The sequence below is a fragment of the Streptomyces sp. NPDC051109 genome, assembly GCF_044455885.1.
Classification (GTDB): Bacteria; Actinomycetota; Actinomycetes; order Streptomycetales; family Streptomycetaceae; genus Streptomyces.
In genome coordinates, this window is record NZ_JBITFF010000011.1 from 230,321 (window position 1) to 248,540 (window position 18,220).

An 18,220-nucleotide genomic window follows, 5' to 3' on the forward strand; every position below is an offset into this window, starting at 1 on the left:
TCGGTTCAGCAGCGGTGTCAGTTCAGCAGGAGGCCGATGCCCCCGATCGTGTAAGTGATCATGAGCGCGAGCAGCGGCAGCTGGCCGGTCACGGCCCTGGCGGGCGGGAAGAGGCGTACGGAGCGGTCGTGGGCCGCGATCACACCGAGTACGTGGCCGGTGACGACGGCGACGACTTGGAGGGCGGCGAGGCCGCCGGGACCCAGGGGTGGCAAGGGTTCTGGGGCGTTGTCAGTGCCGAGTGCCATGCTTACTGTGCGTGGTCCTTCGGTGACGAGGAGGGAGAAGTAGTGGGCGATGAGATAGCCGAGCGCGATCGGTACGAGTGAGTGCGCGAAGGCGGTCAGCGGGCCCGGGTGCGGGCCGCAGACGAGGCGGGTGGCCGCGGCGCAGAGGCAGTACAGGGTGGCGACGAGGGCGACGGAAGCGAGCAGTCCGAGGGTGGCCGTGGGGGTGCGGCCGAGGGGGGAGGTCTGGAGGGTGTTGATCCAGGACGGGTTGTCGGAGTAGCCGTCGTAGGCGGTGGAGCCGAGCAGGACGCAGACGGTGGCGACGAGTCCGGGCCGCTCGGGCGTCGCGTCGAGTCCGTGGAAGGGGTTGCGGAGGACCAGGCGGCCGTCGCTGCGGCGGCCGAGGGGGGAGAGCCGGGCCAGGAGGGCGGAGTACGCCTCGAAGGCGTCCGCGTGGGCGAACCAGCGCTCCCCGAAGCGGGCGGCGAGTGCGAGGTGGACGGTGGTGTGGACGGCGAGGGCGGTCAGGAGGGTGGTGGTGGATGCGGGGTCCGGAGCGGCGAGTTCGAGCCAGGTGAAGCCGAACAGTCCGATGGCGGCGGGCCATTGGCCGAGCCGGGGAGGAAGGGGGGAGGGTGCGGGCCGCGGGCGGGCGCGGGGCAGCCGGCGGTACAGGCGGTGGAGGGTGCGGAGCGGGTTGAGCAGGCGCCAGACGGGGCCGAAGAGGAGGGAGGTGGGCACGAGGCCGACCCAGAGGAGGACGTAGACGGCGCCGGGGGCGGGGTTGCGCGCGGGGTCGTCGGGACCGAGGAGGAGGCAGAGGAGGACGGCGAGGGCGGCGGCGAGGCCGAGTCCGCGCAGGGCGGTACGGGTGGCCGGGGCGTCGGCGATCCGTTCCAGGGCGGCGGGCAGGGCGAGGCCTGACCGGTCGCCGCGGAATCGGGAGGAGGACCAGAGCAGGCCGAGCGCGAGGAAGGAGACGAACAGTGCGGCGAAGGCACCGGCGAAGGCGTAGAAGGGGGAGATCGGCAGATCGTGCTGGGACCCGATCCCGTGCGCGAGCGTGGTGAGCGGACCGGCCGGGCAGTCGACCACGCCCCGGCCCCCGCCGCCACCGCCCGCGACGGGCACGGGCACGGGCCCGACCGGGGTCATCGGACGAGGAGCTGGGTCAGGACCAGGCGGGACTCGTGGGTCTCGACCTCGAAGAGGCCCGTACGGTCGGCCGTCAGGACCAGGGTGGCCTCCTGGCCTGCCGGCAGGGCGAGTTCCCTGTCGTAGCCGTGGACGTGCAGGGTGTCCGCGCGGTCACTGGTGACGCGCAGGGCGACGCGTTCCCCGCGCCGCAGCTCGGTGCGGCCGGGGGCCGGGCTGACCTTGCCGTCCCGGACGGTGATGGTGACGGTGCGGTCGGCGGGCGCCTCCGGCGGTGGCGGCGAGGGGGACGTGGGCACCGGCGGCGGCGTGTGGCTGTGGCCGGCCTGGCCGGGGGCAGCGGCGGTGGCGGTGAGCTGAAGCGTGCCCTCGACGGCCTTGCCGGCTACGGCCCAGGCGGTGTGGTCGTCGGCGTAGAGGCGGACGGTCAGGGTGTGCGCGCCCTCGGGCACCTGAGCTGCCGGCAGGTGGAACCAGGGGCCGTACAGCCGGGCCAGTTTGCGGCCGTCCAGCTCCAGGTGTGCGTGACCGGCGCCCGGGAGGGCGGCCCCGCCGGTGCTGTCGGGGGTGAAGCGGAAGTTCTTCACCGTCAGCTGGAGGTTCCAGCCGTCCTCGGAGTCGGGGCGGGCGGCGAGCTGCACCTGCGGCGCGCCCTCGGCCGGGACCTCGCGGAGCCGGTGGCCGGCGGGGTCCTGGGCGTCGAGCAGGTTTCCGACGCTGCCGGTGGCCTGCTCGTGGCTGGTGCCGGGCTTGTGGTGGGTGGTGGCCCGCCCGCCGCAGCCCGTGGCCGCGCCGCCCACGAGGAGGAGGGCGAGCGCGAACAGGGCGGCGCTTCGGGCACCGCGCCGAGCCCGAGCCCGCGCCCCGACGGGCAGTGTCCCGCAGCCATCGCGTCCGATGGGGCCTGCGGCCCGGTCGTCGCTCACTGCGCTCCTCCTTCGGCGGGGCGGGCCGGGAGGGGCGCGCCCTCGCCCGGGCGGGCCGGGGCAGGAGCGCCCTCGCCCGGGCGGGAGGCGGCGATGGTGGCCCAGAGCGTCCACGGGATCAGGACCAGGGCCCGGAGCCAGGAGGGGCCGATCGGGATCGCGGGGATCATCAGGACGGCCTTGTCGAAGGCGTCGAGGAGGGTGAGGGCCGCCAGGAGCAGGGTCAGCCGCGCCAGCCAGGGCCGGGTGGGCCGCAGGGCGAGGCCCGCGCCCGTCCACCACAGGCCCAGCAGGAGCAGCGCCAGGGCCGGCACGGCGGTGTCCACGAGCGGCATCGTGGAGCCGGCCACGTCCAGGGCCAGTCCGGCCAGGCCCAGCAGCGAGGCCGCCGTGCCCAGGCTGGATCCGCGCAGGCGGCGCCACCACAGCACCCCGCCGACGAGGAGCAGGACCGCCGCCACCGCCAGTGCGATCTGGGTCTCCACCCGCTCCATGCCCCGCGCGCCGTACCAGTCGCAGCCGGCCGGGAGCTTGCGCGCCTGCACGCTGTAGTCGGCGCAGACGAGGAGTTGGGCGAGCTTCACCGGTTCGCCGACCAGCCGGGAGGAGGCGCCCGACACCTCACCGCGGCGGTCGCCGCAGTGCGGGAGCGTGCCCGGGGTGGAGCCGTCGGGTCCGCTCTGCCAGCAGTTCCCGCGGCCCTGGCCGTCCCACCACACGTCCATGCCGTTGGGGCGCGAGGCCCCCGACTTGTCCTTGCCGAGGATGTTGGCGGCGTACCGGTTGTGGTGGGAGGTGTCCGCCTGCTTCGACCACGCCTCCTCGCCCCGGATGAACGCCGGGACCGCCGAGAGGAAGAAGCCCGCGCGCCGGTGCCCGTACACCCAGTTGTCCTCGTACACGTTCCAGTTGCCGCCCGCGGTGATGATCCCGGTGCCCGGCGGCATGGAGATCTGCGGGCAGACCACCCCCTGCTCGTAGCCGCGTTCGATCGGCGGCTTGGCGCAGGTGCCGTCGGCGACGTACCCGTAGTAGTCGGCGTTGTTGTCGTGGATCAGGTTCCGCTCGAACTTGGCGTGGTTCTGCGGGAGCCCCGGGTGCCCGGGGAAGGCGCTGTCCATCGAGGCGCCGCCCATGTTCTGGTCGAACTCGTTGTCGTGGACCCAGACCGAGTCCCCCGCGGTGCCGGAGTAGCCGACCATGTTGTGGTGGCTGTGGCAGCCGGTGATCTCGATGGAGTAGCGCGGGACCTCGTAGCCGCGCCCGTCGTTGATGTTCGAGGCGCTGCCCGGGTAGATGCCGGAGTCGCCGTTCCCGTACGACTCGCAGTTCTTGTACAGGCCGTGGTCGCTGGCGAAGGTCAGGAAGCCGTACTCGTCGTTCCACCGGGTCAGGACGTCGTCGATGACGAACCCGTCGCCGGCGAGCACGTACAGCGAGTTGAAGGTGGTCCGCTGCGCGGTGAAGTTGCGGAAGTAGACGCCGTTCGACTTGTCGGCGCGGATGGCGTTCAGCTTCTGGTACTTGGCGTCGATGACGACGTCCTGCCGGTTCGCGCCCGTGCCCTCGATCTGCAGGTCCGTCTTGCCGAGGATCGCGACGAGGTTCTGGTTGTGCCGGCACTGCACCTGCTGCTCGTACGTGAGGATCTGGTAGCCGAGCGAGGAGTTGGGGGCCTTGAGCGCGGCGCACTCCCCCGTCGGCTTCGGCAGCGAGGGCTCCTCCTCGTACAGGCCGGGGAGGATCGCGATGTTCATGCCGGGCCGGTCCACGGCGTCCACGGCTTCCTGGAGGTGCCGGTAGCCGCTCTTCTCGCAGCGCTCGTACAGGGTGAGGTTGCGCTGCCTGAGCTCTTCCGGGAAGGCGGATATCCGGCGTTCGAACGCGGGCCGGTCGGTCTTGCAGACGACCAGGTCCGGCTCGGCCTTCCGGTACCGGGGCACGGACCCGGAGCCGTCCGGCAGGGTCACGGGGCGCTCCTCGTGCGCGCGGGCGGCGGGCGCGGCGGCGAAGAGGGACAGCAGCGCGAGGAGGGCGGCGAAGAGCGCCGCCGGTACGGCAGGGAACCTGCGGGTCCACGACATGCGCGTGAGAGTAGAGCAATGTTCATCTTTTGGGATCCCCTGCGGCAGCGCGAAATCGGGGGCGCCATTGACGCACGGGCCGCGGAATCCTACTGTCAGCCATAGGATTCCTTCGACCGTGACAGAGCGGGAGCACCCATGAGCGAGCAGGCCGAGCAGGCCCGGAAGACGGCCGAGGCACTGGAGTACCTCACCGGCTTCGGCAACGAGCACAGCTCGGAGGCTGTCCCCGGCGCCCTGCCGCCCGGCCGCAACTCGCCCCAGCGCGCCCCCCTCGGCCTCTACGCGGAGCAGCTCAGCGGCAGCGCCTTCACCGAGCCCCGGGGGCACAACCGCCGCTCCTGGCTCTACCGGATCCGCCCTTCGGCGGCCCACCCGCCGTTCACCCGGGTCGACAACGGCGTCCTGCGCTCCGCACCCTTCACCGAGGCCCCGGCGGACCCCAACCGGCTCCGCTGGAACCCGCTGCCCGACGCGGCCCCCGGCACCGACTTCCTGGCGGGCCTGTGGACGCTCGGCGGCAACGGCGACGCCACCCAGCGCACCGGCATGGCCATCCACCTCTACTCCGCCAACGCCTCCATGACCGACCGGGTGTTCAGCGACTCCGACGGCGAGCTGCTGATCGTCCCCGAGCGCGGCGGCCTGCTGCTGCGCACCGAGCTGGGCCTGCTCGGCGCCGGGCCCGGCGAGGTGGCCCTGATCCCGCGCGGCGTGCGCTTCCGGGTGGAGCTCCTGGACGAGGACGCCCGCGGGTACGTCTGCGAGAACTACGGCCGCCCCTTCGAGCTGCCGGACCTCGGACCGATCGGCGCCAACGGCCTGGCCGCCGCGCGCGACTTCCGGGCCCCGGTGGCCGCGTACGAGGACGTCGAGCGCCCGACCGAGGTGGTCAACAAGTTCTGCGGCAACCTCTGGTCCGCGACCTACGACCACTCCCCGCTCGACGTGGTCGCCTGGTACGGCACGCACACCCCGTACGTCTACGACCTGCGCCGTTTCAACGTCCTGGGCTCCATCAGCTACGACCACCCGGACCCGTCGATCTTCACCGTGCTGACCTCGCCCTCTGACACCCCGGGCCTCGCGGGCGTGGACTTCGTCGTCTTCGCCCCGCGCTGGCTGGTCGGCGAGGACACCTTCCGGCCGCCGTACTTCCACCGCAACGTCATGAGCGAGTACATGGGCCTGATCGAGGGCGCCTACGACGCCAAGGCGGAAGGCTTCGTCCCCGGCGGCGGCTCGCTGCACAACATGATGTCGGCGCACGGACCGGACCGGGAGACCTTCGACAGGGCGAGCGCCGCCGAGCTGAAGCCGCAGAAGATCGACGACGGCCTGGCCTTCATGTTCGAGACCCGCTGGCCGATCACCGCCACCACCCAGGCGGCCGGCGCCGATCACCTCCAGCGCGGATACGACGACGTCTGGCAGGGGCTCCAGCGCCACTTCCGCGCCTAATATCGCTACGCGCGCGCCCCGCGCTGCGCGTCACGTGCCACGCACCACGTGCGCCACGCCCCGTCCCTACGGAGAACCACCCGTGACCGCCTTCGCCCCCGACTCGCTGGTGCTCAACCGGAAGCTTCCGCTCTGGTACCAGGTGTCACAGTCGCTGCGCGCCTCGATACTGGGGCGCACCCCGGACGCCTCGCTGCGCCTGCCCACGGAGGAGCAGCTCGCCGAGCACTACGGGGTGAGCGTGCTGACCATGCGCCAGGCCCTCAAGGAGCTGGAGGGCGAGGGGCTGATCAGCCGGCACCGGCGGCGCGGCACGTTCATCGAGCCGGGTGCGCGGCGCGGGGCGCCGGTACGGCTGCTGGGTTCGGTCGACGCGATCGTGGCGCAGCAGTCGGGCGACCGTACGACGATCCTCGGCCACGCGCGGACGCCCGTGTCCGGGGAGCTGCTGGAGCACTTCCCGGACACGGCCGAGGTGGTCACGTTCCGCCGGCTCCGCCACGACGGGGAGAGCGGCGAGCCGACGAACTGGGCGGAGAACGCGGTCCGGCCGGAGGTCGCCGAAGCCGTGGACCTGGCCGATCTGGCGCGCTGGCCGATGACCAAGGTGCTGCGCGACGTGGTGGGTGTGAAGATCAGCCGGATCACGGACACGGTCGAGGCGCGGCTCGCCGACCCGGAGACGGCCGAGCTGCTGCAGGTACCGCTGCTCAGTCCGATCCTGCACTACACGGGTGTGACGTACGACGAGGACGGGCGGGTCGTGGACGTGGCGCGGATCCGGTACCGGGGTGACCGGTTCTCGTTCACGGTGACGGTCGACGCCACCTGACGGCTGCGCCGCCGGATCGCCGCGCCACCGGACCGCTGCGCCACCGGACGGCTGCGCCACACCCTGCGGGGGCTACTTCCCTTCCTCGTCCCTGCTCCGCTCCTCGTCTGTGCTCCGCTCGCCCTCCGCCTGCGACGGCGTGGTCCGCATCGTCTGCGGGTGCCGTTGCATCTTCTCCTTCTCGTCCATGTCCTCGTCGAGCCGTTCGCCCTCGGCCTGCGACGGAGTCGAGTATTCGTCGTACTGACTCATGTCCGTCTCCTCGACATCGATACATAGGCACATACCCGTACATAGGGAGCGTAGCTCTTCGGCCCGGGCCCAGCCCGGCCACACGTGCGCCGACGCCCCGGCCGCATCCCGGCCGCCGCCTCCCGTCGCTACCATCTGCCGGGTGAGCGAAGACGTACCGCTGCTGGACGATCTGATGCCCTGGTCCGTGGGCGGCCTGCGCCTGGGCCGGTCCTGGGTGGCGGCCCCCGACCCGGCGGTCCTGCGCGCCCGCTGGGCGGCCCTGACCGGCGCCGAAGGCACCGAGCGGGAGCGGCTGTTCCGCCCGACCCGCAGCCGTACGCCCACCACCGGTGCGGCGGCCCTGCCCGGGCGGCGCTCGCCGTCGACCGCCCGCTTCGCCGACGCGCCGGGCCCCTGCCCGGAGCCCGTACGGGTGCTGCGCGACCCCTTCGACGAGCAGTGGCTGCTGCCCGACCAGCGGCTCATCGACATGGCCCGACCGGAGCTGTGGCGGGTCCTGGACGAGCACCAGCTGTTCGCCGTGGAGACGCCGGAGCTGCTGGTCACCGCGCACCTCCCGGCCGGCCGGCTGGGGCGGATCCGCCCCCTGCACCGGCGCCCCGGCGGCGCCGAGCCCAACCTCGCGCCGGGTCTGCTGCCGCTGCTGGGCGAGCGCTACGGCGGCTGGGTCACCCCGCAGGACGTGCTGTGCTGGATCCTCGCCGCGGGCCGCCCCGGTCCCCGGGGGTACGAGGTCCCGCTGACCGGCGACCCCGGCCGCTGGCGGGCCGGACTGGAGCTGGGGCACCGGCTGCTCACCGTCCAGCTGCGCGGCGGGCCCGGGGCCGAGCCGCCCCGGCTGCCGGGCGGCCGGCGCCCGTACGTCCGCTCGGCGGTCCGGGCCTGGCCGGACGGACTCGCCTACGACCCCGAGACCGAGACCCTGAGCCTCGGGACCGGGACGGTCTCCCCCGTCCCGCCGGGCGCCTGGGAGTACGGGGCGCAGGGCGGTACCCGGGTGCTGGAGGCCTGGTTCGCCGCCCGCACCGCCCACCGGGATCCCGAGGCCGACGGGCTGGAGGCGCTCGGGCCCGCCGAGTGGCCGCAGGCCTGGACCTCGGAACTGCCGGCCCTGGTGACCACCCTCGCGCTGCTGGCCGATCTGGCCCCGGAGCGGGCGGCGTTCACCGCCGGGCCGCCGCTGCCCGCCGCCGAGCTGGCGGCGGCCGGGGTGCTGCCGCCGCCGCGCTGGGCCAGGCGCCCCGCATCGGTGCTCGACCACCACGAGGAGGGCCCGGGCGGCCAGTTCGCCCTGCTCTGACGGAACAACGGAAACAACGGAAAACGGAGCAACCGAACAACCGAACAACCGAACACGGAACGCTCGGCGCGGCGGGACCGGGGGGACGGCCTGGACCGGCGCCATACGCGGACGAACCGCGCACAGCCGGCGGTGTCGACATCCTGCCTGGTGACAGGCAGGGGTCCGAGCGGGTAGGCAGGCTGTCATGACAGCCGACTCGCCCGCACCCGCACGCCCCGTGGAACCGCCGCCGCTCGACGGTGTCACCGTCGTCGCCGTCGAACAGGCCGTCTCGGCCCCCTTCGCCACCCGCCAGCTCGCCGACCTCGGAGCCCGGGTGATCAAGGTCGAGCGGCCGGACGGCGGAGACTTCGCGCGCGCCTACGACACCGCCGCGCAGGGACTGGCCTCGCATTTCGTCTGGGCCAATCGCGGCAAGGAGTCGATCGCGCTCGACCTGAAGGACCCGCGCGGCCTGGAGGTCCTGCACGGGCTGCTCGACGGGGCCGACGTGTTCGTCCAGAACCTCGCCCAGGGAGCCGCCGCCCGGCTCGGACTCGACTCGGCCGCCCTGTGCGCGCGGTACCCGCGGCTGGTCGCCGTCGACATCTCCGGGTACGGGGCCGAGGGCCCGTACGCCCACAAGCGCGCCTACGACATGCTCGTGCAGTGCGAGGCGGGGCTGGTCTCGGTGACCGGCACCCCCGGGCAGCCCGTCAAGGCGGGCATCCCGGCCGCCGACATCGCCGCGGCCATGTACGCCTTCTCCGGGGTCCTGGCGGCCCTGCTGCGCCGCGGGACCACCGGGCGCGGTGGCCGGGTCGAGGTCTCGATGCTCGACGCGCTGGCCGAGTGGATGGGCCATCCGCTGCACCACACCATGCACGGCGGGGAGCAGCCCGTACGGACGGGTCTCGCGCACGCCGTCATCGCCCCGTACGACGCCTACCCGACGGCGGACGGGGACCGGGTGCTGCTGTCGGTGCAGAACGACCGCGAGTGGCGGCGCCTCGCCGAACAGGTGCTGGAGCGGCCGGAGTTGGCCGAGGATCCGGCGTACGCGACGAACGCGGCACGCACCCGGGGCCGGGAGAAGACCGACGCGGTGGTCGCCGAGGCGCTGGCCGGACTGGGCGCGGACGAGGCGATCGGGCGGCTGGAGGCGGCGGGCATCGCCTGCGCACGGCTGAACTCGGTGGCCCGGCTGGCGCAGCACCCTCAGCTGGCCGCGCGGGACCGCTGGCGCGAGGTGGGATCACCGGCCGGTCCGCTGCGGGCACTGCTGCCGCCGATCGGACTGCCGGGAGGCGCGGAACCGCACATGGGTGCGGTGCCCGCGCTCGGCGAACACACCGAGGCCCTGCTGCGCGCCCTGGGGATGACGGGCGCGCAGATCACGACACTGCGCCGGGATGGTGTGGTTGCGTAGGGCCGGGGCGAAACCAATGACGGTCGGGGACGTTGTTACGAGCGGCGGCTGCCGAAGAGCGTGCGACGCAGACGGCGCAGCGGCGCGAAGAGCGAAACGCGCGCGCTCCGGCTCCGCAGGCGGTGCGTGTGGTCGCGGGACGTCAGTTCGCGCATCAGCAGCGTCGCCTCGGCGACCTCGCGGTGGGGGACGGCGGGTCCGCCCAGCACGGCGAGGTGGCGGTCGAGGCGCGAGCTCGTCGCGCTGCTGCCGCAGGTGATGGCAGGCACGCGAGGCGGCCTGCTGCGCATTGCTATCTGTTCCATGATCTCTCCCCACCCGTACGAGGGCACCCGGCCCGGGCAGGGTAACCTTATCGCCCCCGCGTCGTGCTCGGGTATCCCGGTGGTGTGAATTACCCCTATGGGGACCGGGAGTTGACGGTTACTCAGCGGAGTCGACCGTCACTCTCCGCAGGGATCGGGGCGGTTCGGGGACCCTTCGCGAGCCCCCATGGGCCCTTCGGCAGTTCCGCGCGCGCGTCCCGCCCCGGACCGGGCCCGCGACGCGGCCGCTGCGCTAACTTGGAGTGACCGCCCGCCGACACACGGACACGCCTGGGGGCTCGCGTGAGTGACAACATGGGTGAACCGGGCGGTGAATCCGCCGCAGGCCGTGTCATCTCGGGCCGGTACCTGCTCCTCGACCAGCTGGGCCGGGGCGGCATGGGCACCGTCTGGCGGGCCCGCGACGAGGTGCTGGGCCGCGAGGTGGCCGTCAAGGAGGTACGGGCGCCGGCCGGACTGGACCGCGCCGAGATCGAGCGGATGTACCGGCGGCTGGAACGGGAGGCCTGGGCGGCGGCCCGGGTCTCGCACCGCGGGGTCGTCACGGTCTACGACGTGGCCGCCTACGACGGCCGGCCCTGGATCGTGATGGAGCTCGTACACGGACTCTCGCTGGCCGACGTGCTGGAGGCCGACGGGCCGCTCACCCCGCAGCGCGCCGCGCACTTCGGGGAGCAGGTGCTGGCCGCGCTGCGCTCGGCGCACGGGGCCGGGGTGCTGCACCGGGACGTCAAGCCCTCCAACGTGCTGGTCGCCAACGACGGCCGGGTGGTGCTCAGCGATTTCGGGATCGCGAGCCTGGAGGGCTCCTCCTCGATCACGATGACGGGCGAGGTGCTGGGCTCCCCCGAGTACCTCGCGCCGGAGCGGGCACTCGGGCGCGATCCGGGGCCCGAGTCGGACCTGTGGTCGCTCGGGGTGATGCTGTACGCCGCCGTCGAGGGTGTCTCGCCCTTCCGCCACGACACCCCGCTGTCCACACTGCGGGCGGTGGTGGACGACGAGCTGCCGCCGCCGCACCGGGCCGGTCCGCTGACGCCCGTACTGGAGGGGCTGCTGCGCAAGGATCCGCAGGAGCGGCTGCCCGCGGCGGAGGTGGCCCGGATGCTGCGGATCGTCGGGGCGGGCGGGGTCCTGCAGGGCTCCGGCGGGGCGGTGTCGGGCCCGGACTCCCCGACGGCCACGGCGCACCACCGGCACGACGGCCAGGACGGGCCGACCCCGCCGATGCCGATGCCGATGCCCGTGCCGGGGCCGGCGCCTTCTGCGGTGCCCGGTCCGGCGGGACCCGGGGGCGGTGGCGGGACGCCGGCGCGCGAGGGGCGGGCCGGGGCGGTGCTGACCGCCGGGATCGCGGTGCTGCTGCTGGCGATCGCCGCCCTGGGGTGGCTGCTGCTCAAGGACCGCGAGGAGTCAGGCGGAAGCGGGGGCACCGGCACGACGGCCCCGGCCACCTCGTCGGGCGCGTCCGCGAGCGCGTCCGGTTCGCAGTCGCCGTCCCCGGCTCCGTCCCCGTCCCCCTCCGCTTCGCCGTCCGCTTCGCCGTCGGCCGCGCCCGCGGCGCGGTTCGCCGTGGCGGTGCGCGCCGTACGGGACGACTACCGCGGGACGTGTCCGCCGCCCGCCGACCAGGCACCGGCCTTCACGGCGACGGTCGACGCGGACCGTACGCCCGCCGTGCTGGAGTACCGCTGGGCGACGCGCAGCGGGGTCACCTCCGGCCCCGGCTGGCAGTCCGTCACGTACGAGGCGGACGGCCCCCGGAGCCGGCAGCTGGACCACACCGAGCTCACGTACTACCCGAGCGCGACCTTCTCGGACGCGGTCCGGCTGGAGGTGCGGGGGGAGGCGCCGACGGCCTCGGAGTGGGTGGAGTTCTCCGTGACCTGCGAGGCGGAAGGGGAGGGGGAGACCCCGACGGGCGGTCCCTCCCCCTCCCCCGGTGCGAGCGGTACGCCGGCCCCGGCCCCGGTCCCGGCGGGGTCGGGATCCGCGGGGCCGGTGTCCGCGGGCCCGCAGACCCCGGAGGCGCAGGCTCCGGCCCCGGAGGCCGCCGGCCCTGAGGCACCCGGCCCGGAGGCCGACGCCTCGTGACCGGCGCGGCGGCCCCGATCAGGCGGCGTTGGTGAACACGGGCAGGTAGCCGCCGGACTGTCCGGCGGCGGTGGGGTGGTACGACTCCCCGATGTTGAGCCAGTTGACGCTGTGCAGCCACGCGTCGCCGGAGCAGATCTCGTGGCCGGTGAAGGCGCCGGCCACCGAGGCGAAGGTGAACCCGTGGTTGGCGGCGCGTTTGGCGATGGCGGCGTTCAGGTAGTCGGCCGCTCCGTTGATGGCGGAGCGCTCGCCTTCCGTGAGCCCGGTGGCGCAGGTGCCGTTCAGCTTGTAGAAGCGGGGATAGCCGAGGACGACGACGTGGGCCCCGGGCGCCCGGCCGTGGATGGCGTCGTACACCTGGTCGAGCTGGCCGGGGAGGGTGGAGTCGACGTACGCCTTGGCCTGGTTGACGCGGTTGACGCAGGTGGACTCGGACTGGAGCACACAGGTCGTCATGACGTCGGAGAATCCGGCGTCGTTGCCGCCGATGGTGATGCTGACCAGGTCGGTTCCGGAGTTCAGCGGGGAGAGCTGGCCGGAGAGGACGTCCCCCGTACGGGCGCCCGAGCAGGCGGCGAAGGAGAAGGTCTGCGGGGAGTGGGCGGCGGCCCACAGGGCCGGGTAGGCGCGGGTGGTGCGCTTGCAGTCGCCACTCCCGCTGTCGTAGTTGCCGGCGCCGACGCCGGAGGAGTACGAGTCGCCGAGGGCGACGTAGCCGAAGTCGGCCGTGGCGGCGGCCCCCTGTCCCGCGCCGAACAGGGCGGCGCCCGCGGCGAGTAACAGGGATGAGGTCAGGGCGGCGAAGCGCGACATCTTCATGCTCATGTGTGCGGCTCCTTGTGGGGGGAGGTACACGGGGGTTACTCGGGAGTTACTCCTGAGTCCGTGGTACTGGGAGCCGGGGTTGGCCGGAAGTGTTCATGCCAAGAATTTTCGGCGCGGAGTTGCGACCCGAATCTTCACCACCGGTGCGTTTGAAGAGGGAACTTGGGCACCCGATCCGGCGAAACACGGGTGCACGAGGCCACTTCGTGCCGGATCATGGGCGCCATGCCAGCCAACCCGCATGACGCGCTGCCGATCCGGCTCAACGTCGACGACAGCGATTCACCGTCTGACGTCGTGGACGCGCTGTTCCTCGGCCGGTTCGCGTCGGGCGAGCAGCCGTACTCGCACAGCGTCACGATCGAGCGGGTGAAGGCGGAGGCGACCCTGCTGCCGCCCGAGGCCACCGTGCTGCGCTCCGCGCGCGACTCCGACCGCAGCGCCACGCTCGCCGAGGGCGAGGGCTGGACGATGCTCGTCTCCCGCTGGAGCCGGGGCGCGGACGTGACGGTGACGGCGGTCAGCGACGAACTCGCCTCCACCGTGCTCGGCGAGGCCACGGAGGGGGTGCAGGACGAGCCCGAACCGCAGCCGGAGAACGTCACGATGGGCTTCTGGTACGTCTCCCCGCGGCGCGGCCCGTACCGGACGACCCGCCAGATCGCGGCCGGGACCTGGGCGGAGGTGCGGCCCAACTACACGGCGCCGGTGGCCGGGGCGATGGACCGGCTGATGAAGGTGACCCCGGACGACATCGCGGGCCGGCTGCTCCTGCTGCACGGCCCGCCGGGCACCGGCAAGACCTCGGCGCTGCGGACGCTGGCCCGGTCGTGGCGGGACTGGTGCCAGGTGGACTGCGTCCTGGACCCGGAGCGGCTGTTCAACGACGTCGGGTACCTGATGGACATCGCGATCGGCGAGGACGAGGGCACGGCGAAGGGCCGCTGGCGGCTGCTGCTGCTGGAGGACTGCGACGAGCTGATCCGCGGCGAGGCCCGGCACACGGCGGGCCAGGCGCTGTCGCGACTGCTGAACCTGACGGACGGGCTGCTCGGCCAGGGCCGCAACGTACTGGTCGGCGTGACCACGAACGAGGACCTGGAGCGGCTCCACCCGGCGGTGGTCCGGCCGGGCCGCTGCCTGGCCCGCATCGAGGTCGGCCGGCTGACGCACGGCGAGGCGGTGGACTGGCTGGGCACGGACGAGGGGGTGTCGCGCGAGGGCGCCACGCTCGCCGAACTGTTCGCGCTGCGGCGGGGCACGGGCCCCGCGTCGATGCTGCCGCCGCAGGGCCGGCACGGCGCGGAGCCGGGCCTCTACCTGTAAGGACCGGCTCCGCTGGCGGGGCGCGTACGGTCGCCGCCCGCGCGCCGAGGACAATGGGCCCCGGAGCGCCGGACGGCCGACCGCCCCGGGCCGACCGGCCGGGCCGGCCGGGTCGGCCCCGGACCCGGCCGAAGCAGCCGGGGACGCCACCGAGCAGGAGAGTGCACGTGCCCGAGCCGGCGCAGGAGAATCCGTACCCCGACAGCCACGTCCTCGGCGAGGGCCCCGAGCCGCACCCGCAGCTGCGGCCGGTGCTGCCCCTCCTCGGGCGCTGGCACGGCCGGGGCCGCGGCGAATACCCGACCCTGGAGCAGGGGTTCCGGTACGAGCAGGAGATCACCTTCAGCCACGACGGCCGGCCGTTCCTGCGCTACGAGTCGCGGGCCTGGCTGATCGACGAGTCCGGCACCGCCCTGCGCCCCTCGGGACGGGAGTCCGGGTGGTGGCGGATCCTGCCCGACGCCTCTCTGGAGGTCGTCCTGGCGCACCCGACCGGCATCGTGGAGACGTACACCGGCCGCGTGTCCGGGACGGAGATCGAGATCGCCACCGACACCGTCGCCCTCACCCCCAAGGCCAAGGAGGTCACCGCCATGCGGCGCCGGTACGCCTTCGGCGGCGGGGAGCTGACGATCGAGCAGGACATGGCGGCCATGGGACGGCCCCTGCAGCACCACCTCCGGGCGCAGTTGCGCCCGTACGCCCCCTAGGGGTGTCGGTCAGTTGCCGTAGCGGGCGCGCAGGGCGTCGAGGGCGGCCGCCGTCGCCTCGTCGAAGGTGAGGCCCAGCCGCTTCGCGCGCTCCGCGTAGGCCTGCGCGGCGGCGGCCGCCTCACGGGCGGCCCCGTCGCCGGCCGCCGCGACGAAGGTCCCGTTGCGGCCGCGGGTCTCGATCACCCCGTCGCCCTCCAGGGCCCGGTAGGCCTTCGCGACCGTGTTCGCCGCCAGCCCCAGCTCCTCGGCGAGCCCGCGCACCGTCGGCAGCTTGTACCCGACCGGCAGCTCCCCGGAGCGCGCCGCCTCCGCGATCTGCGTGCGCAGTTGCTCGTACGGGGCGGCCGCGCCGGCCGCCCCGTCGATCCGGATCTTCAGGTTCGTCGAGGTCACCCGGCGATTCTCCCCCATCCGCGGGGAAATTCGGAGGCGTGCGCCCCGCCCCCGCGCCTACGGTCGACGCCATGACCGTAAAGATCCGCGACCTCCGCCCGGACGATCCCCGGGACGCGGAGTCCGTCGTACGGGTGCGCCGCGCCGCGCTGCCCTTCATGATCACCACCTCTGCCGGCCTGGCCCACCAACTCGCCGCCTCGCCCCCCGACAGGCGCTACCGGGTCCTCACCGCCGAGACCGAGGACGGTCTCGTCGTGGGCACCGCCGAGGTCGGGCTCGTGTACCGGAGCCCCGAGCCCGGCCGGTCCTTCGTCAACGCCTACGTCGACCCCGCACACCGCGGCCTCGGCGCCGGGACCGCCCTGCTGCGCGCGGCCGAGGAGTACCTGGCCGCCGAGGGCGCGGTGGAGACGTACGCCTGGGTCCTCGACGAGCCGGCCCACCGCTCGTTCGCCGAGCGGCGCGGCTACCGGCCCTCCCGCTCCGCGCACTTCCTGCGCCTGGACCTGGCCGCCGGCCCGCTGCCGGAGCTCCCCGCCGTCCTCCCCGCCGGGGTCGAGCTGCGCCCGGCTTCGGCCTTCGCCGCCGACCCGCGCCCGCTGTTCGAGGCCGACGCGGCGGTGTCGGCCGACGAGCCGGGCGACGTACCGGAGGTGCCGGCCGGCTACGAGGACTGGCTGGGCAGTGTCTGGAACGAGCCGACGCTCGACCGGGAGCTGACCCGGGTCGTGCTGGTCGACGGCGTCGTGGCCGCGTTCTGCGCGGCCCGGACCGACGGCGCCTCCCGCTACGGCTCGGCGATGACCGGCACCCTGCGCGCGTTCCGCGGCCGCGGGCTGGCCAAGCTCGCCAAGACGGACTCGCTCCGACGGGCCCGCGCCGCCGGCTACACGGAGGCCTTCACGGGCAACGACACGGGGAACGAGCCGATGCTCGCCGTCAACAAGTGGTTCGGGTACGAGATCTGCGCGACCGAGACGCGCTACGCCAAGAAGCCGGAGAGCAGGCCATGACCGATCACCTCACCGTCACCCTCACCAAGGCGGGCCGCACCAAGATCCGCTACCCCGCGGCCCTGGTCGCCGACACGGGCGACCGGATCTCCGTACGGGCCCCCTGGGCGGCCGAAGGCGTACGGGACTTCGGCTTCGTGCGCTTCGAGCCGGGCGACGTCTTCACCGAGCACTTCTGGCGGACCCGCTGGTACGCGGTCAAGGAGGTCCGGACGGGCGAGGGCGTCCTCAAGGGCTGGTACTGCGACATCACGCGCCCGGCGGTGGTGCGAGAGGGCGGGATCCTCGTCGAGGACCTGGATCTGGACCTGTGGGTCTCGGCGGACGGAGCGAGCGTCCTGCGGCTGGACGAGGACGAGTTCGCGGCGAGCGGGCTCGGGGAGAGCGACCCGCAGGCGGCGGCCGAGGCCGTGCGCGCCCTGGACGCCCTGGCCGCCCAGGCGCACACCCCTGAGGGCCTGGCCCCCCTCCTCGCCTGACCTGGCTCCCGCCCTCCGCGCACGGCGTGGCCGCCCCTTCCTGAGGCCGTGCTTACCGGTGCCTTAAGGGGAGCCTAAGGATCTTCGGGAGGGGGTCGAAACGGGTGGTGGCGGGGGTGCGGGGGGCTAGCTTGGCGGGGCCGAGGAGGGCACGGGGCGGCGTCGGACCCACGGGGGGGCGGCGCCGCCCGGCCGGCTCCCGGCACACCCACGACCGTGGTGCCCGCATCGCCGCTCCGAAGGAGATCCACCCATGCCCGCACGCCGCCGCCGCACCGTGACCCGTATCGCCGCAGCCGGCCTCGCCCCGCTCGCGGTGGCCGCGTACGCCGCCGGGCCCGCGGCCGCGCACGGCTCGATGACGGACCCGGTCAGCCGGGTGGCGGCCTGCTACGCGGAGGGGCCGGAGTCGCCGAAGTCGGCTGCCTGCAAGGCGGCGGTGGCGGCGAGCGGGGCCCAGGCGTTCTACGACTGGAACGCGGTGAACATCGCCAACGCGGCGGGCAACCACCGGTCGCTGATCCCGAACGGGCAGCTCTGCTCCGCCGGCAACGACAAGTACCGGGGCCTGGACCTGGCCCGCGCCGACTGGCCGGCCAGCCCGATGGCGGCGGGCGCGCACACCTTCCGGTACAAGGGCACCGCCCCGCACAAGGGCTCCTTCGAGCTGTACATCACGAAGGACGGCTACGACCCGTCGAAGCCGCTGAAGTGGTCGGACCTGGAGCCTGCGCCGTTCGCGGAGGCCACCGACCCGGGCATGCAGAACGGGGACTACGTGTTCTCCGGCAGCGTGCCGAGCAAGTCCGGGCGGCACCTGATCTACAGCATCTGGCAGCGCTCGGACAGCCCGGAGGCCTTCTACACCTGCTCCGACGTGGTGTTCGGCAAGGACAACGGCGGCAATGGCACCGGCACCGGCACCGGCACCGGCACCACCCCGAGCACGAAGCCGAGTACGAAGCCCAGCGCCAAGCCCTCCACCGGGGACGGGCGCCCCTCGGACGCGCCCAAGGCCCCGACGGACCAGCAGATCGCGGACGGCCAGAGCAAGTCCACCGTGGAGCACAACGGCCACGGCGACAACGACCCGAAGACGAACGGCAGCACCGCCCTCGCCCCGGTCCCGTCGGACTCTCCCGCCGGCACCGGCACCGGCACCGGCCTCGCCGCGACGGGCGGAAGCGCCGCCACCCCGGCGATCGCGATCGCCGGGGCAGGCGTGCTGGCCGTCGGAGCGGCCGTGCTGTTCGGCGTGGCCCGACGCCGTGCGACGACGCCGGGCCGCCACGGCCGCTAGTCTTCTGAGTCGGGAATTCTGTTCAGATGTATAAGCTTGCCCTGTGGTACGGACGGGACGGCCGAAGGCCGAATTGACGTTGTCGGACGAG

The 18,220-nt window shown here is 73.8% G+C and carries 17 protein-coding genes; 10 read left to right on the forward strand and 7 right to left on the reverse strand.

The window, feature by feature from the left end; translation table 11 throughout:
- Positions 1–17 precede the first annotated feature (17 nt).
- Genes ACIBAD_RS21940 through ACIBAD_RS21950 form a run of 3 tightly spaced genes read right to left on the reverse strand, consistent with a single transcriptional unit; the run spans position 18 to position 4,395 of the window.
- Entirely contained in the window at positions 18–1,385 is a 1,368-nt protein-coding gene (locus ACIBAD_RS21940) for a hypothetical protein (RefSeq protein ID WP_398908098.1), read from the reverse strand.
- On the reverse strand, positions 1,382–2,260 hold the full coding sequence (locus ACIBAD_RS21945) for a hypothetical protein (RefSeq protein ID WP_398908106.1): 879 nt from the start codon (positions 2,258–2,260) through the stop codon (positions 1,382–1,384). Before ACIBAD_RS21945 ends, ACIBAD_RS21940 begins: the two co-directional genes overlap by 4 nt.
- A 47-nt stretch (positions 2,261–2,307) precedes the next feature.
- Positions 2,308–4,395: a right-handed parallel beta-helix repeat-containing protein gene (locus ACIBAD_RS21950; protein ID WP_398908099.1), complete on the reverse strand. Its 2,088-nt coding sequence runs from the start codon at positions 4,393–4,395 to the stop codon at positions 2,308–2,310.
- Between the two features lie 138 nt (positions 4,396–4,533).
- Between ACIBAD_RS21950 and hmgA the strand changes: the two genes are divergently transcribed.
- Positions 4,534–5,856: a homogentisate 1,2-dioxygenase gene (hmgA, locus tag ACIBAD_RS21955; RefSeq protein ID WP_398908100.1), complete on the forward strand. Its 1,323-nt coding sequence runs from the start codon at positions 4,534–4,536 to the stop codon at positions 5,854–5,856.
- Positions 5,857–5,938: 82 nt separating this feature from the next.
- Positions 5,939–6,688, forward strand: a complete 750-nt coding sequence (locus ACIBAD_RS21960) for a GntR family transcriptional regulator (protein ID WP_398908101.1) — start codon at positions 5,939–5,941, stop codon at positions 6,686–6,688.
- 72 nt (positions 6,689–6,760) lie between these two features.
- Here ACIBAD_RS21960 and ACIBAD_RS21965 read toward each other — a convergent pair whose 3' ends face one another.
- Positions 6,761–6,940 (reverse strand): hypothetical protein, encoded by a 180-nt coding sequence (locus ACIBAD_RS21965; RefSeq protein WP_134074818.1) that lies wholly within the window; start codon positions 6,938–6,940, stop codon positions 6,761–6,763.
- Positions 6,941–7,115: 175 nt separating this feature from the next.
- Here ACIBAD_RS21965 and ACIBAD_RS21970 point away from each other — a divergent pair, with 175 nt between their 5' ends.
- A complete protein-coding gene (locus ACIBAD_RS21970; protein WP_398908107.1) occupies positions 7,116–8,243 on the forward strand; it encodes a type ISP restriction/modification enzyme in 1,128 nt (375 codons plus the stop codon).
- Between the two features lie 187 nt (positions 8,244–8,430).
- The gene (locus ACIBAD_RS21975) at positions 8,431–9,654 is read left to right on the forward strand and encodes a CaiB/BaiF CoA-transferase family protein (protein WP_134074819.1); all 1,224 of its coding nucleotides are present in this window, start codon (positions 8,431–8,433) and stop codon (positions 9,652–9,654) included.
- Positions 9,655–9,689: 35 nt separating this feature from the next.
- On the opposite strand, the gene ACIBAD_RS21980 is transcribed toward ACIBAD_RS21975, so the two are convergent.
- Entirely contained in the window at positions 9,690–9,959 is a 270-nt protein-coding gene (locus tag ACIBAD_RS21980; RefSeq protein WP_030870537.1) for a hypothetical protein, read from the reverse strand.
- Positions 9,960–10,274: 315 nt separating this feature from the next.
- Between ACIBAD_RS21980 and ACIBAD_RS21985 the strand changes: the two genes are divergently transcribed.
- Positions 10,275–12,074 (forward strand): serine/threonine-protein kinase, encoded by a 1,800-nt coding sequence (locus ACIBAD_RS21985; protein ID WP_398908108.1) that lies wholly within the window; start codon positions 10,275–10,277, stop codon positions 12,072–12,074.
- An 18-nt stretch (positions 12,075–12,092) separates the two neighbouring features.
- Here ACIBAD_RS21985 and ACIBAD_RS21990 read toward each other — a convergent pair whose 3' ends face one another.
- Entirely contained in the window at positions 12,093–12,896 is an 804-nt protein-coding gene (locus ACIBAD_RS21990; protein ID WP_398908109.1) for an SGNH/GDSL hydrolase family protein, read from the reverse strand.
- 231 nt (positions 12,897–13,127) lie between these two features.
- Between ACIBAD_RS21990 and ACIBAD_RS21995 the strand changes: the two genes are divergently transcribed.
- Positions 13,128–14,228 (forward strand): DUF5925 domain-containing protein, encoded by a 1,101-nt coding sequence (locus tag ACIBAD_RS21995; protein WP_398908102.1) that lies wholly within the window; start codon positions 13,128–13,130, stop codon positions 14,226–14,228.
- Between the two features lie 167 nt (positions 14,229–14,395).
- Complete coding sequence (locus ACIBAD_RS22000) at positions 14,396–14,938, forward strand: FABP family protein (RefSeq protein ID WP_134074821.1); 543 nt, start codon at positions 14,396–14,398, stop codon at positions 14,936–14,938.
- A gap of 9 nt (positions 14,939–14,947) precedes the next feature.
- Here the strand turns inward: ACIBAD_RS22000 and ACIBAD_RS22005 are convergent, their stop codons facing one another.
- Positions 14,948–15,352, reverse strand: a complete 405-nt coding sequence (locus ACIBAD_RS22005) for a GntR family transcriptional regulator (protein WP_134074822.1) — start codon at positions 15,350–15,352, stop codon at positions 14,948–14,950.
- A gap of 53 nt (positions 15,353–15,405) precedes the next feature.
- Between ACIBAD_RS22005 and ACIBAD_RS22010 the strand changes: the two genes are divergently transcribed.
- The 3 genes from ACIBAD_RS22010 (at position 15,406) to ACIBAD_RS22020 (ending at position 18,129) form a co-directional block, all read left to right on the forward strand.
- Positions 15,406–16,350, forward strand: a complete 945-nt coding sequence (locus ACIBAD_RS22010; RefSeq protein ID WP_134074823.1) for a GNAT family N-acetyltransferase — start codon at positions 15,406–15,408, stop codon at positions 16,348–16,350.
- The gene (locus ACIBAD_RS22015; RefSeq protein ID WP_398908103.1) at positions 16,347–16,829 is read left to right on the forward strand and encodes a DUF402 domain-containing protein; all 483 of its coding nucleotides are present in this window, start codon (positions 16,347–16,349) and stop codon (positions 16,827–16,829) included. Before ACIBAD_RS22010 ends, ACIBAD_RS22015 begins: the two co-directional genes overlap by 4 nt.
- Positions 16,830–17,082: 253 nt before the next feature.
- Positions 17,083–18,129, forward strand: coding sequence for a lytic polysaccharide monooxygenase (locus ACIBAD_RS22020; protein WP_398908104.1), 1,047 nt, complete (start codon positions 17,083–17,085; stop codon positions 18,127–18,129).
- Positions 18,130–18,220 lie beyond the last annotated feature (91 nt).